General features: G+C 71.4%; 21 protein-coding genes. 20 read left to right on the top strand and 1 reads right to left on the bottom strand.

The features are described 5' to 3' along the window. Positions 1–18: 18 nt before the first annotated feature. From UQW22_RS10060 to UQW22_RS10005, 12 genes are all read left to right on the top strand, one after another. Complete coding sequence (locus UQW22_RS10060) at positions 19–213, top strand: hypothetical protein (RefSeq protein WP_407316686.1); 195 nt, start codon at positions 19–21, stop codon at positions 211–213. Further along, a complete protein-coding gene (locus tag UQW22_RS10055; protein ID WP_407316684.1) occupies positions 210–374 on the top strand; it encodes a hypothetical protein in 165 nt (54 codons plus the stop codon). The genes UQW22_RS10060 and UQW22_RS10055 overlap by 4 nt, the downstream gene beginning before the upstream one ends. Next, positions 371–553 carry a hypothetical protein gene (locus UQW22_RS10050; protein ID WP_407316682.1) on the top strand — a complete coding sequence of 61 codons (183 nt, stop codon included), beginning with the start codon at positions 371–373 and terminating at the stop codon, positions 551–553. The genes UQW22_RS10055 and UQW22_RS10050 overlap by 4 nt, the downstream gene beginning before the upstream one ends. Continuing rightward, positions 550–690 carry a hypothetical protein gene (locus UQW22_RS10045; protein ID WP_407316680.1) on the top strand — a complete coding sequence of 47 codons (141 nt, stop codon included), beginning with the start codon at positions 550–552 and terminating at the stop codon, positions 688–690. Before UQW22_RS10050 ends, UQW22_RS10045 begins: the two co-directional genes overlap by 4 nt. Then, the gene (locus tag UQW22_RS10040; protein WP_407316678.1) at positions 687–1,568 is read left to right on the top strand and encodes a PD-(D/E)XK nuclease-like domain-containing protein; all 882 of its coding nucleotides are present in this window, start codon (positions 687–689) and stop codon (positions 1,566–1,568) included. The genes UQW22_RS10045 and UQW22_RS10040 overlap by 4 nt, the downstream gene beginning before the upstream one ends. Next, the gene (locus UQW22_RS10035) at positions 1,565–2,365 is read left to right on the top strand and encodes a hypothetical protein (protein ID WP_407316676.1); all 801 of its coding nucleotides are present in this window, start codon (positions 1,565–1,567) and stop codon (positions 2,363–2,365) included. The genes UQW22_RS10040 and UQW22_RS10035 overlap by 4 nt, the downstream gene beginning before the upstream one ends. Continuing rightward, entirely contained in the window at positions 2,362–2,769 is a 408-nt protein-coding gene (locus tag UQW22_RS10030; RefSeq protein ID WP_407316674.1) for a hypothetical protein, read from the top strand. Before UQW22_RS10035 ends, UQW22_RS10030 begins: the two co-directional genes overlap by 4 nt. Continuing rightward, the gene (locus tag UQW22_RS10025) at positions 2,766–3,143 is read left to right on the top strand and encodes a hypothetical protein (protein WP_407316672.1); all 378 of its coding nucleotides are present in this window, start codon (positions 2,766–2,768) and stop codon (positions 3,141–3,143) included. The genes UQW22_RS10030 and UQW22_RS10025 overlap by 4 nt, the downstream gene beginning before the upstream one ends. Continuing rightward, on the top strand, positions 3,140–4,702 hold the full coding sequence (locus UQW22_RS10020) for a DNA cytosine methyltransferase (protein WP_407316670.1): 1,563 nt from the start codon (positions 3,140–3,142) through the stop codon (positions 4,700–4,702). The genes UQW22_RS10025 and UQW22_RS10020 overlap by 4 nt, the downstream gene beginning before the upstream one ends. 103 nt (positions 4,703–4,805) lie before the next feature. Beyond that, the gene (locus UQW22_RS10015) at positions 4,806–5,288 is read left to right on the top strand and encodes a hypothetical protein (protein ID WP_407316668.1); all 483 of its coding nucleotides are present in this window, start codon (positions 4,806–4,808) and stop codon (positions 5,286–5,288) included. Next, entirely contained in the window at positions 5,288–5,710 is a 423-nt protein-coding gene (locus UQW22_RS10010; protein WP_407316666.1) for a hypothetical protein, read from the top strand. The genes UQW22_RS10015 and UQW22_RS10010 overlap by 1 nt, the downstream gene beginning before the upstream one ends. Positions 5,711–5,889: 179 nt before the next feature. After that, positions 5,890–6,111: a hypothetical protein gene (locus UQW22_RS10005; protein WP_407316664.1), complete on the top strand. Its 222-nt coding sequence runs from the start codon at positions 5,890–5,892 to the stop codon at positions 6,109–6,111. 76 nt (positions 6,112–6,187) lie between these two features. On the opposite strand, the gene UQW22_RS10000 is transcribed toward UQW22_RS10005, so the two are convergent. Then, a complete protein-coding gene (locus tag UQW22_RS10000; RefSeq protein WP_407320864.1) occupies positions 6,188–6,736 on the bottom strand; it encodes a hypothetical protein in 549 nt (182 codons plus the stop codon). 69 nt (positions 6,737–6,805) lie between these two features. Between UQW22_RS10000 and UQW22_RS09995 the strand changes: the two genes are divergently transcribed. The 8 genes from UQW22_RS09995 (at position 6,806) to UQW22_RS09960 (ending at position 13,602) form a co-directional block, all read left to right on the top strand. Beyond that, positions 6,806–7,468, top strand: coding sequence for a hypothetical protein (locus UQW22_RS09995; protein WP_407316662.1), 663 nt, complete (start codon positions 6,806–6,808; stop codon positions 7,466–7,468). After that, positions 7,465–7,755: a hypothetical protein gene (locus tag UQW22_RS09990; RefSeq protein WP_407316660.1), complete on the top strand. Its 291-nt coding sequence runs from the start codon at positions 7,465–7,467 to the stop codon at positions 7,753–7,755. Before UQW22_RS09995 ends, UQW22_RS09990 begins: the two co-directional genes overlap by 4 nt. A 132-nt stretch (positions 7,756–7,887) precedes the next feature. Continuing rightward, positions 7,888–8,244 (top strand): HNH endonuclease signature motif containing protein, encoded by a 357-nt coding sequence (locus UQW22_RS09985; protein WP_407316658.1) that lies wholly within the window; start codon positions 7,888–7,890, stop codon positions 8,242–8,244. Between the two features lie 264 nt (positions 8,245–8,508). Next, entirely contained in the window at positions 8,509–9,996 is a 1,488-nt protein-coding gene (locus UQW22_RS09980; RefSeq protein ID WP_407316656.1) for a hypothetical protein, read from the top strand. After that, positions 9,993–11,456, top strand: coding sequence for a phage portal protein (locus UQW22_RS09975; protein WP_407316654.1), 1,464 nt, complete (start codon positions 9,993–9,995; stop codon positions 11,454–11,456). The genes UQW22_RS09980 and UQW22_RS09975 overlap by 4 nt, the downstream gene beginning before the upstream one ends. A gap of 3 nt (positions 11,457–11,459) precedes the next feature. Continuing rightward, the gene (locus UQW22_RS09970; RefSeq protein ID WP_407316652.1) at positions 11,460–12,059 is read left to right on the top strand and encodes a hypothetical protein; all 600 of its coding nucleotides are present in this window, start codon (positions 11,460–11,462) and stop codon (positions 12,057–12,059) included. A 69-nt stretch (positions 12,060–12,128) separates the two neighbouring features. Further along, entirely contained in the window at positions 12,129–12,632 is a 504-nt protein-coding gene (locus UQW22_RS09965) for a hypothetical protein (protein WP_407316650.1), read from the top strand. Between the two features lie 58 nt (positions 12,633–12,690). Next, positions 12,691–13,602 (top strand): phage major capsid protein, encoded by a 912-nt coding sequence (locus tag UQW22_RS09960; protein ID WP_407316648.1) that lies wholly within the window; start codon positions 12,691–12,693, stop codon positions 13,600–13,602. Positions 13,603–13,607 lie beyond the last annotated feature (5 nt).

Raw genomic sequence — 13,607 nt, 5'->3', positions numbered from 1 at the left:
GCCGGGGAGGTGGGGCTGGTGACCCGCGCGCACACCACGGACCCGGTCTGGACCTGGCACTGCGACCGCTGCGGCCGCACGAGCGGTGACCTCTCCTACGGCCAGAGCGAGCTCCCCAACTACGCCGCGATGCGCGCCCGTGGCTGGTTCATCGCCGAGAAGTTCGGCGACCTCTGTCCCGACTGCAACACCAGCGACGGAGGTGCCGCATGACCGCCCCCGCGCCCACCAACCCGGACCTGTCCCAGGCGTGCCCGTCCTGCGGCGCCGAGCCCGGCAAGCGGTGCACGCAGTGGCGACCCGAACTCGGACGCGTCCGAGAGATCTGGGCCACCCACTGGGACCGCACCCCCGCCGACAGGAAGAAGCCATGACCGCCCTCGACGAGGCGCTGACCGCGTACCGCTGCGCCTGCGACGCCGAGCGAGGCGTCAAGATCCGGCACTACTCCTACGGCACCGCCACCCGCGCCGAGCTCGACGTGGCCCGATCCGATCGCCTGGCCGCACGAGAGGCGCTCGACCGGGCCGTCGAGGCGGGTGAGGACCGATGAGCCTGTCCGACGCCGCCCGGGTGAACCCCGACTGCCACCAGGGCAAGCACCGCGCCTGCGCTGGCGACGCCTGGGACGACCTCACCGACGCGCCCACCGAGTGCCGCTGCACCTGCCATCGAGAGGAGGGGGCATGACCGCCACGACCGAGCTGCAGGGGCTGGTCCGCGCGCTGGACGAGCGGACCTACCACGCGCACGAGGGCTCGCTGTCCTCCACGGGCGCCCGGACCATCGTCCAGTCGCCGAAGCAGTACCGCCACGACCAGGACCACCCGACCGAGCCGACGCACGCGATGGAGCTCGGCACCGCGGTGCACACCGAGCTCCTCGGCGTCGGCTCCCCGATTCGGTACGTCGAGGCGTCGTCCTGGCAGACGAAGGCCGCGAAGGAGGAGCGGGCCGAGGCTCGTGCCGCCGGCGAGGCGCCGATCCTTGAGAAGGACCGGGTACTCGTCGAGGGCATGGCCGCCGCAGTGCGTGAGCACCCCGTGGCCGCTGCGCTGCTCGCCGAGTGCACCGATCGCGAGGTGTCTCTGTTCGCGCCCGACCCGGCGACAGGCATCGTCCGGCGCGGCCGGATCGACGCCATAACGCCGCTCGATCACCCGGACCCGAAGATCCTCGACCTCAAGACCGCCGCGTTCGGGTACGCCGCCCCGAACGCGTGGACCTGGAAGGCCACCGACCGCGGGTACTGGCAGCAGGCCGACTGGTACCGCGAGCTGATCGCCGACATCACCGGCGTCCGTGCGCCCTTCCTGCAGGTCGTCGTGGAGTCCGCCGCCCCGCACGAGGTCTCCGTCTGGCAGGTCTCGAACCGCGCGCTGGACATCGGCGGCACCCGCAACCGCCTCGCGCTGGACCTGCTCGCCTGGTGCACCCGCACCGGCCAGTGGCCCGGCCGCAGCGACGGCATCCACCTGACCGACGACTTCCCCCTGAACCGCTACGAGTCCCAGACCGACGACCTCGTCGTCGCGTGGGACGCCCGCATGAACCCGGAGCAGCCATGACCGACATCACCCTCCCCCAGCCATCCACCCCCGCCAGCCAGGCGACCGTCGTCGAGCAGTCCCGCGCTGTCGCCGAGGTCCAGGCCGCCGTCGTCGTCGCCCGAGCCAACCCCCGCGACATCGACCGCGCCGTGGCCGACATGCGCGACACCTGCAGCCGCATGGCCGTCGCCGAGCGTGCCTTTTGGCAGGTCCCCAACCGCGGCACCGGCCTGTCGGTCCACCTGCTGCGTGAGCTCGCCCGCATCTGGGGCAACATCGACTACGGCGTGCGCGAGCTGCGCCGCGACGTCGACGCCGGCGAGTCCGAGATGTCGGCGTGGGCCTGGGATCAGCAGACCAACACCCGCTCGACGCGCTCGTTCATCCAGCCGCACGCCCGGATGAAGGCCAAGCGCCGCGAGGCCCTGACCGACCTGCACGACATCTACCTGTCGAACCAGAACACCGGCGCCCGAGCCGTGCGCGAGTGCATCTCCACCGTCCTGCCCGACTGGTTCATCTCCGAGGCGCAGACCGTGTGCCATCGCACGCTCGAGCACGGCGAGGGCAAGAGCGCCGAGGTCCGTGCCCGCGAGGCCGTCGCCGCGTTCGAGAAGATCGGCGTCACCCGTGCCCAGCTCGAGGAGTACACCGAGCGCAAGGTCGCGAAGTGGGAGCCCGAGACGCTGGCCAACGTCGCCCGCGTCTACTCCTCCATCACCCAGGACGGCATCCCGGCCGCCGACTTCTTCCCCGAGAAGGTCGTCCAGGTCGCCACGAAGCCCGCCCAGGACGAGGGCGAGGTGCAGGCGTGACGTACACCTTTGGGGCAACCCGCGACCGCGCCGAGGCGGTCGACCGGCGCCTCCGCGCTGCCGAGGCCCGGGCCGAGGCGCTCGAGCGACAGGCCGCCGTGCTGCTGGCCCGCCGCGACCAGCTGCGCGCCGAGGTCCACGACACCTCCGCCGAGCTCGACGACCTGCGCACGCGCCGGGCCCAGATCGCCGCCGACGTGTTCGCGATCACCACCCGCCGTCGTCCCGGCCGGGGCCAGCCCGGGCCCGAGGGCGTCATCGCCAGGGCCAAGGAGCTGCTGCCCGTCGTCGTCGGGCTGCACGGCGACAACCCGGCCCGCCAGCACGCGCGCCTCGCGGTCCTGGACGCCGACACCGTCGAGTTCGCCCCCGTGTGGGCCAAGGCCACCGGGAGGGCGTCGTGAGCCGCAACCGAGCGTCCGCAAAGGCCGCTGGCTCGCGCTTCGAGCGGTCCGTGGCCGACTACCTCCGAGACCACGTCGACGACCGGATCGACCGCCGCGTCAAGACCGGCGCGAAGGACCGCGGCGACATCGGCGGCCTGCGCCACATGGGCGCCCGCGTCACCGTCGAGGCGAAGAACTACGGCGGCCGGCTCCTGCCGGGCCCGTGGCTCGCCGAGGCCGACCTCGAGCGGCGCAACGACGACGCCGACGTCGGGCTCGTCGTGGCCAAGCGCCGGGGCACCACCGACCCCGGTGACCAGCACGTCCTCATGACGCTGCGCGACCTCGTCGCGCTGCTCACCGGGGCACGGCCGGGAGGTGGGGACGCGTGAGCCACAACCTGACCATGACCGACCTGTTCTGCGGGGCCGGCGGCAGCTCGACGGGCGCCGTCGAGGTAGGGGGCGTCCAGGTCCGCCTGGCCGCGAACCACTGGGACCGCGCGATCGAGACCCACAACTCGAACCACCCCGACGTCGACCACCTGCAGGCCGACATCAGCAACACCGACCCCCGCTACGTCCCGAGGACCGACATCCTGTGGGCGTCGCCGGAGTGCACCAACCACTCCCGCGCCAAGGGCCGCAAGGCCCACCGCCAGCCGGACCTGTTCGGCGACGTGCTGCCCGACGAGGCCGCCGAGCGGTCCCGGGCCACGATGTGGGACGTCGTGCGCTTCACCGAGGCGCACGGCTACCGCGCAGTGCTCGTCGAGAACGTCGTCGAGGTCGTCGACTGGTCGTCCGAGTGGGGCGTGCGCGGCGGGCTGTTCCAGGCGTGGCTGGCCGCCATGCACGCCATGGGCTACCGGCACCGCATCGTGTCCCTCAACTCGATGCACGCCCAGGCCCACGGAGCTCCCGCGCCGCAGTCCCGCGACCGCGTCTACATCGCGTTCTGGCGCCAGGGCGAGCGGGCGCCGGACTTCGAGCGGATGCAGCGGCCCCGGGCCTACTGCCCTCGCTGCGACACCGTCGTGGACGCCATGCAGTGGTGGAAGCGCGGCGACGGCCAGTCGCGGCCTGGCCGGTACCGCCAGCAGTACCTGTACCGGTGCCCGAACAGCTCGTGCCGCAACACCGTCGTCGAGCCCGCGTGGCTCCCGGCGTCGTCGATCATCGACTGGTCGAACCCGGGCGTCCGGCTCGGGGACCGGGCCCGGCCGCTCGCCGAGAAGACGATGCGCAGGATCCGGGTCGGGATCGAGCGGTACTGGGGGCCGATGCTCGCCGAGCACGGCGGCAACCCCTACGACGCGGCCGACCCGCGGCACCCGCGCCACGGCGACCCGGATTCGTACTACCGGGTGTGGCCGATCAGCGACGTCACGCAGACGATGCACACCCGCGAGTCGAAGGCGCTGGCCTACCACCCGAAGACGGTCGAGCCGCTCGTGGCCGAGCTCCGCGGCGGCGGGTCGACGGCCCGGCCCGCGTCGTCGGCGCTGTCCACCGTCACGGCGTCCGGGAACCACCACGGGCTCGTCGTGCCGTACTACGGCAACGGGCAGGCGGCGCCCGACGGGCGCCCGCTGCCGACCGTGACCACGGTGGACCGCCACGCGCTGATCCACCGGCACAACAACAACCGCGGCGACCAGTCGGCGATGACCACGCCGTCGTCCGAACCGGTGCGCACGATCACGACCGCGGGCCACCAGTCGGTGCTGCAGGCAGACCGCCCCACGCTCGACCTCGACGACGTCCGGTTCCGCATGCTCGAGCCCGACGAGATCAAGCAGGCCATGGCCTTCCCGGCCGACTACCTCATGGCCGGCAACCGCCGCGAGCAGGTCAAGCTCTCGGGCAACGCCGTCACCCCGCCGGCCGCCCGCGACCTCGTCGCGACCGTCGTCGAGGCGATTACGGGCGAGGGAGGGCTGCTCTCATGACCCGCTGCCCCCACTGCCGGCGCTGGCACCCCGACACCGAGTTCGGCGAGCTGTTCCACGACCAGCAGCACCACGACGACGAGCCACCACGAGAGGAGGACTGATGGCGCGCATCCGGACGATCAAGCCCGACTTCTGGACAGACGAGGAGGTCGTCGAGCTCGACCCGCTCGAGCGCCTGCTGTTCATCGGCCTGTGGAACTTCTGCGACGACCAGGGCTTCTTCGACTATCGGCCGAAGAAGATCAAGATGCAGGTCCTCCCCGCGGACTCGATCGACATCCCCGCAGCCCTCGCGAGGCTCGCGAGAGCCTCGCTACTCGTCGCGTACCAGGGGCCCGAGGGCGTCGTGCTCCACATCCGCAACTGGAAGAAGCACCAGCGGGTGTCCAACGCGGCTCGCGAGCGCTTCGCACCGTCTGACCTGCACGAACTTCCCGACTGGGCCGACGCTCTCGCGAGCCCTCGCGATTCCTACCCTGCGGAAGGGAAGGGAAGGGAAGGGAAGAGGAAGGGAAGGGAAGAGCCGGGTACCGGCATGCATGCACCGTTACGTCCCGTAACGCGCGAGGCGGTGAACGGGTGATGCATGCCCAGATCAACGCAGCACAGGCCCAAGCGCTCGCACGGCTCGTCAACGCGCTCCGCCCCTCGTGGGACGTCCCCGGCATCGCTGCGGCGCTCCACAAGGCCCGCCACCGCGCACCGGCCCACGAGCTCGCACACGCCGTGATCCGGCTCGCTACCCGCGCCGACCTGGCGTCGCCGGCCGTCCTCGCACAGGACGGACCCCACTGGCGGGCCACCCCGGCCGAGACCGCCGAGCCGATCAACTTCGACCGCTGCCCCCAGCCCGGACACGGCTCGTTCCCCGCATGGTCCTGCGGCGCCTGCCGGGCCGACGAGATCGCCGCCACCGAGGCGGCACCCGTCAAGCCCGCCGGCGACCCCGAGACCTACGCCCGAGGCTCCGAGCTCGTCCGGGCCGCACTGAGGGAGTCCCGATGACCGACCACCGCGCCCGCTGCGCCACCCACCACCACAGGCACGTCTGTCCGATGTGCAGATCCGAGCACGTTGCCGGCGACCACACCGGCCGCCCGCAGGCCGAGTGCCCCGACTGCGTGCCCCCCGAACCCACCCCCGACGCCGCCCGAGCCGCGGCGAACGACCGAGAGGACTGACCCATGCGACTCGCCACCATCTGGACCATCCCCGCCATGACCTTTGGTGAGCGGATCCGACGCACCGTCGACCTGACCGCGCAGGCCGCCGCTGCCCGCCTGCCCAAGCGGGTCCGCTACTGGGCCTTCGTCCAGGTCGGCGGGGCCGCCATCACCGCGGACGCCGTCGTCACCGAGCAGTCGTTCATGGACGTGCTCGCCCGGGCCGAGGGCGGTCCCCGATGAGTGCTAACCCGATCAGCTGGGCCGCCGAGACCCGGCTCATGGAGGCGTGCGACGTCGACCCGAGGCTCGCGATCCGCTACCGATCTTCGAGCGGTGTCGATGTCTCCCTGCTGAAGTGGTCGAGAGCTGACCTGGACAGGTCCCGGTTCCACGCGAACTGCACCGGCGACTTGATCCACGTCGAACACGTCCCCTGTACTGCGAGGCACGTAGTGGCGATATCGGCGAGCGACTCGGGCGGGATGGCCGCTGTAGATGTAGAGCACGCTTCGAGCCACGTCTCCCTCAAGCTCGACACGGTTCTCCCGAGCCCCGAGCGAACGGGGGCCAGCCATGCCGCCGGCAGCCACAGCGCGGATGGTCGCAGCGCATGCGCACGTGCACGGATGAAGGCAACTGCGAGTTCGTCGATCGCGGAATCCAGTTCGTGCGGTTCGGCGTCGCCGTGGAGCCGCTTCCACGCGAGATTTCCCATCACCGCCGCCGCCGACTCGAGCTGCGACATGGCTTCCTCCAGGCGCTCGCGACGCCGGTTCTTCGACTCCCACCAGATCGTGGCGCCGACCGTGAGGGCCGCCGCCACCAGGGCACCGATCCAACCGTCCCACCACTGCGAATCATCCATCCCTGGAGCCTCCCAGCAGCACGAACGCTCGACCACTCCGCCACCAAACTTCATCCGACGGGAACAGCCATGACCGAGACCCACGAGACGCACGCCGTCGTTGTCACCCGCCGGCGCATGGCCGAGGTCGCCGACGCCTACGACGAGCTCGAGGACCGTCTGCTCGGCGACGGGCAGCGCGGAGGTCACGCCGCACCATCGTCGCGCCTGCCGCTCGACGCCCACGCCGCGACCGTGCGCATGGAGATCTCCGGGTGGGCCACCTGGTGCGCCCGTGCCGTCATGGACTACCGCGACGAGCACAAGCAGCCCTGGACGCCGAGCACGACCGACCCCGGCGCGCTGCTGCGGGAGATCGCCGACGAGCACATCGGCGTCTTCTTCGGCGACCCGATCGAGGGCGGCGAGTTCATCGACACGGCCGAGGAGTTCTCGCGCCGAGCCCGGGCGGCAGCCTGGCCGACCGGTGCGCGCTGGATCCGCCTGAGCGTGCCGTGCCCCGAGGCTGCGATGTCGGACATGGGCGAGCGGGTGGAGTGCGGTGGCGAGTACAGGATGTGGATGCAGCCCGAGCAGGACGTCCTCGGCGACATGGTGTGCGACCGCGACGACGAGCACCGGATCACGCCGGCCGAGTGGATGCGGGCCATGCGGCGTCGGGGGGTGAAGAGTGTCGACGGGGCTGCCCGCCTGGTGCGAACGCTTCGGATCGCGGGGAGGGTGGCGTTATGACGCCTTCTGACATCGATGCCCTGCCCGACTTCATCCGAGCCCACTCCTCCGAGTTGCCCGACCCCGACGCCGCGCTGGCGGTGCTCAAGATGTACGAGGACACCCTCGTCGACTTCCGCGGACACCCCGATGCCGGCAACCCGTTCACCACCCAGACGCCTACGTTCGACGGGCCGCCCACGCTTGAGCGGATCTCGGGGAGGGTGGACGGCTTGTTCTACGCCCTCAAGGCCATGGCGTCGTCCCTGTCGTCCAGTCCCGACTGGAACAGCGAGTGGGACCTGTGACCAGCGTGTCGATTGCAGATGTCGGCGACTTGACATAGCCTGTGGCTGAATCGAAGTCGTGTCGAAAGGCCCGGGAGGCATCGCCCCCGGGCCTTCGTCATGCCCCGCCCGAGAACCATCCCCGGGGGTCCGATGGTCACCAGCCGGACAGGCACCGCGCGGTGGAAGCGGAACCGCCTGCGGGTACTCCGGGGGGCGAAGGCCGCCGGGGTGATGCACTGCCCCGGGTACGAGGGCCACGCCTGCGGCCGCGAGCTCGACTACCGAACGCGCGCCGAGTACGCCCGGGACGAACCCGCCCGGGCTGGCCAGTACCGGGCCAACGAAGCCCAGGTGGACCACGTCCGGGAGTACCGCCACGGCGGCACGGACGACGTCGAGAACCTGCGAGTCCTGTGCGCCGACTGCCAGAAGCGGCGGAACAGCGAGCGACCGACGATCAAGGTTGAGTCAAGCGCGGATCTATGGCCGCTCTCGCGCGCGTGGTGACCGGGTAGGGGGTGGGGGGTACCCCCCTCGGCAAGGGGTGTCGCAGCCCGGGGTTTAGCGAGATACCCCCGTGACGAGGGAGGGGGGGACCCGTGGGACGTAAAGAACGCCTCAAGGACCTTGCCGACCTGCTCGAGGAATCCCTGCGGGAGTCCTCGGTGGGGGTGCGGGCCCAGCTCGCTGCACAGTACCGCGCGACCCTGGCCGAGCTCGAGGAGATCGAGGGCGCGGCGCCGAGCGTAGGCGAGGGAGGCACGGGACTCGATGAGCTCAACGCCCGCCGTGCTGCTCGGGAATCAGGAGCCGCGCGTCAAGCTTGAGCCGCGACGCTCGCCGAAGTTCGACGACGGCGACGACGCGTGCTTCCTGGCTTCGCGGTACGGGCTGACCCCGGACCCGTGGCAGGCGCTGATCATCGCGTCGTGGCTCGGTCGTCGTCCTGACGGTCGCCTGGCCGCCGGCCGCTGCGGACTGAGCGTCGCCCGCCAGAACGGCAAGAACGGGATCCTCGAGATCGTCGAGCTGTTCAAGGTGGTCGTGCTCGGCCGCAAGATCCTGCACACCGCGCACGAGGTGAAGACGGCACGCAAGGCGTTCCTTCGCCTCAAGTCGTTCTTCGAGAACCCTCGGGTCTGGCCTGAGCTCGCGGCGCTCGTCGCGGAGATCCGGCAGACCAACGGCCAAGAGGCGATCGTCCTGACCAACGGCGGCTCGGTCGAGTTCGTCGCGCGGTCGCGCGGGTCGGCTCGTGGCTTCACGGTCGACGACCTGGTGCTCGACGAGGCGCAGGAGTTGAACGAGGAGCAGCTGGAGGCGCTGCGTCCCACGATCTCCTCGGCGCCTTCGGGTGACTCGCAGGTCATCATGACCGGCACTCCCCCGCCGCCGAACGCCGACGGCGCTCCGTTCAAGCGGATGCGCGCCGCGGGCGTCAAGGGGCAGGACGGGCGCCTGTCGTGGCACGAGTGGTCGCCGGGGACCATGCCGGACCCCGAGGACCGGGTGGCGCTGCTGGAGATGGCGGCGCAGACGAACCCGGCACTTGGCTACCGGCTGCAGATGTCGGTGGTCGAGGACGAGCTCGGGGACATGTCGTTCGCGGGCTTCATGCGCGAGCGGTGCGGCGCCTGGGACTCGCAGGTCATGGGCGGCCTGGTCGACGTGCCGACGTGGCTCGGCCTGTCCGTCCCGGCCGCCGACGCCCCGACCGACGGCGTCCAGGTGTTCGCGGTGAAGTTCTCGCCCGACGGCGAGCGGGTCTCTGCCGCGGTGGCGCTGCGGCCCGACGAGGGCCCGGTGCATGTGGAGTCGTTCGGCGTGCAGACGCTCGCCGACGGCGTCGCGCAGCTCGTGCCCTGGTTGGCGGAGCGGTGGCGCCAGTCCGCGGTGATCCTGCTGGACGGCAAGGCGGGCGCGGGCGACATGCTCGGCGAGCTGCGGGCGGCCGGCGTGTCTGCCCGCCGTGTGCGGCTGGTCACGACGGACGAGGCGATCACGGCGCACGCGGGCATGCTGCGGGCGATCAACGAGGGCGAGCTGACGCACCTCGCGCAGCCCGGCCTCGACGCCCAGGTGCAGATCGCCGGCAAGCGGAAGATCGGGCAGGCGGGCGGCTGGGGCTGGCAGCCCGTCACCCCCGACGGAGACGTGACCGCGCTGGACGCGGTGACCCTGGCGCGACACGGCGCCGCGACGAGCAAGCGGAAGTCCGCAGCGACGGCGACAGGTAGCAGAGGGGCGGTGTTCGCATGACCATGGTCCTCGAGGACTCCGAGGCGCGCTCCATCGACGCCGAGATGACCACCGCCGCCCAGGCCGCGATGTGGGACTCGTGGGGCCGGCGCTGCGACGACCGCGCCGCGCTGCTGCGCTTCCGCGACTACGCGGCCGGCAAGGGTGGCATCCCGGACGTGGCCGACGGCGCGTCGGAGGAGATCAAGACCCTGGCGCAGCAGTCGGTCATGAACGTGTGCGGCGTCGTCGTCGACACATTCGACCGATCGCTGTCGGTGACGGGCTTCCGGTCGCCGTCGTCCGCGGACGACGAGGCGGCGTGGGAGTGGTGGCAGCGCCACGGGCTCGACGCGAGCCAGCACCGCGTCCACCGCGGCGTGCAGACCTACGGCTACTCGTACGCCTCCGTCCTGCCGGACGCCGACGGAGAGCCGACGCCGGCGCTCTGGTCGCCGCTCGACGTGATCGCCGAGTACGACGACCCCGAGCGCGACCTGTTCCCGACGTCGGCCATGCTGGTGCGCCCGGTGCGCGACGGCTGGTCGGTGCTGCTGGTCGACGACGCGACGGTCACGCCCGGTCGCCTGCGCAAGGCGCCCAAGGATGCCGACGGCAGGGTGGGCGGCGTGCGTGCTCGCGACGTCGAGATCACCGGCGAACCGTGGGAGCACGAGGCGACCTACGGCGGCAAGCAGGTCTGCCCGGTGGTGCGCTTCGAGAACGAGCTGCCCGTCGAGGGGCGCCCACCGCGCGGCGAGGTCGAGCCGATCATCGACCGCCAGCGCGCGATCAACTCGGTCAACTTCGACCGGCTATGCCTGTCCCGCTTCTCGGCCTTCCAGCAGAAGGTCGTGCTCGGCTGGACCGCCGACAAGGGCACGCTGCAGCGCGCGTCCACGTCGAGCGTGTGGACCTTCGAAGAGGGACCCGGCGAGGTCGACGTCAAGGCGATCCCCGCCTCGCCGCTCGCGCCGTACAACGAGCTGCTGCGCGAGCAGAAGGAGCAGGTAGCCCTTGAGGCCGGCATCCCGCTCTACGGCATCACGGGAAGTATCGCCAACGTCTCGACCGAGACGGTCGCGATCGTCGAGGCCGCGCACCAGCGCAAGCTCGCGATCAAGCGCGAGCTCCTCGGTGAGCGGTGGGAGCAGGTGCTCCGGCTGGCCGCCGAGATGGCCGGCCGCCCTGCGCCGGCGGACACGGCCGAGGTCGTCTGGCGCGAGACCGAGGCGCGTTCGTTCGGCGCGGTCGTGGACGGCATCACGAAGCTGGCCGCGATCCCGGACTCTGCGAACGGCGTGCCGGTCGGCGAGCTGCTCGACCTGATCCCGGGCATGACGCAGCGCAAGGTCGACTCCATCCGTCAGACGATCACGCGGCAGCGGGCGCGCATCAACATCGGCGCGGCGGCGCGGCTCGCCAGCGCGGAGGCGCGCGCCCAGGCCGCAGAGCCGGTGCTCACCGGCGCCGAGGAGTAGCCCATGGCGTCCGCACTCGCGATCGCGGAGTACCGGGCGGCGAACGCAGGCATCGTCTCCCAGGTCCAGGCCGACCTCGAGGACTTCTGGGGCTCGCTCGACCTGAACCGCCCGGAGCGCGCTCGTGACCAGCTCCTGGCCTACCTGCCGGTGCTGACCGACGAGTACGGCGAGATCGCCGCGGCGCTCGCTCTGGACTGGTTCGACGAGCTGCGGCTGGATGCGTCGGGCGCCGGCCTGTTCGCGATGGTCGGCGCGGCGGCGTCGTTCCAGCCGGTGCTCGCCGCGCTGACGCCGCGCGGGGCCGTCGAGTCGCAGGTCCGATTCGGTGCGCAGCACCTGTTCACCGACCGCCCCGACCAGACGCTCGCGTTCCTCCAGGGCGAGACGCAGAAGTACGTGCTGCAGCCCGGCCGGGACACCATCGCCACGAACAGCGTGGACGACCCTGCGGCGAACGGGTGGCGGCGCGTCGTGCGCGTCAGCGGCTGCGACTTCTGCCGGCGCCAGCGCGAGCGCGGCGCGATCTTCACCCAACGCTCGGCGCAGTTCAAGGCGCACCACGACTGCAACTGCGCCGCCGAGCCCGTCTGGGGTCGATGAGACTCCCCCGCCGACACGGCGGGGTCTACGCCGACAGGTGGCGGTCAACACCTGGAGCAGGAGGTCAGCATGCCTGACGACCCGACGCCCGGGCAGGGCGGACAGAACGACGGCGAGCCCACCGGCAGCGGAGGCCAGGAGTTCAAGGCCCCCGAGAGCCAGGAGGAGCTGAACCGGATCATCGAGTCCCGGCTGGCCCGCGAGCGGGCGAAGTTCGCGGACTACGACGACCTGAAGTCCAAGGCCGAGCGGTTCGACAAGGCCGAGGAGGCGAACCTCTCCGAGCTGGAGAAGGAGCGCAAGGCCCGTGAGGCCGCCGAGCAGAAGGCGGCCCAGTACGAGGCCAAGGAGCAGCGCACGAAGTGGATCGACGAGATCACCAAGGACTCCCCGGTCCCGGCGTCCGCGCTGCGCGGCTCGACCCGCGAGGAGCTCGAGGAGCACCACGAGACCCTCAAGCCGCACTTCACCAAGGAGCCGCCGAAGCGGACTCCCGTCCCGACCGGCAAGGGCCGACCCGACGAGGGTGGCTCGCGCGCGGCGGCCGCCCTGCGCGAACTGCGCCGGGGCTGACACACCACAGACCCCCGCGAGGATCGACCTCGGCGGGTAGCAGAGGAAGGAGTCCGTCATGGCGGACATCACCCGTGCCGAGGTCGCCTCGCTCATCGGCGAGGAGTACGGCCCGCAGACCATCAAGGCGGCCACTCAGGGCTCGACGGCCATCGCCGCGTTCCCGACGGTGAGCATGGGCACCAAGACCCGGCACATGCCGGTGCTCGCCACGGTGCCCGACGCCGAGTGGGTCGGCGACACCGACAACACCGGCGTCAAGCCGACCGGCGAGGCGACGTGGGCCGACAAGAACCTCGTGGCCGAGGAGGTCGCGGTCATCCTGCCGATCCACGAGAACACCCTCGACGACGCGACCGAGGACATCCTCGCTCAGCTCGCCGAGCTCGGCGGTCAGGCGCTCGGCAAGAAGCTCGACCAGGCGGTGCTCTTCGGCATCGACAAGCCGGTCTCGTGGACGTCGCTCGACCTGCTCGCCGCGGCCGTGGCGTCCGGTCAGGCGGTCGAGGCCGTCGACGGGGCTGCCAGCGAGTCGGACATCTACGGCGCCACGCTGCAGGTGGCCGGCATGGTGGCCGACGTCGGGTTCGACCCGGAGACGCTGATCGCCAAGCGCGCGCTGCAGTACAAGCTCGCGAACCTGCGCGACACGACCGGGAACATGATCCTGGACGGCGACACGATCCGCGGCTTCGAGACGTTCTGGAGCCGCAACGGCGCCTGGGACGCGGCCTCCGCCGTGGACTTCGTCGTCGACCCCAGCACGGTCCGGATCGGCATCCGCCAGGACGTGACGGTCAAGTTCCTCGACCAGGCCACGGTCGGCGGCATCAACCTGGCCGAGAAGGACATGGTCGCCCTGCGCTTCAAGGCGCGGTTCGCCTACGTCCTGGGCAATCCGGCCACGCCCGAGACCGGGGTGGCCTCCTACGGCGTCGGTGCGGTCACGCCCGACATCACCGTCGAGTGACTGGA

The organism is Isoptericola halotolerans, from assembly GCF_045689585.1.
Lineage (GTDB): Bacteria > Actinomycetota > Actinomycetes > Actinomycetales > Cellulomonadaceae > Isoptericola > Isoptericola halotolerans_B.
The sequence above is the reverse complement of the archived record's forward strand: the minus strand, read 5'-3'. Positions and strand labels throughout refer to the sequence as shown.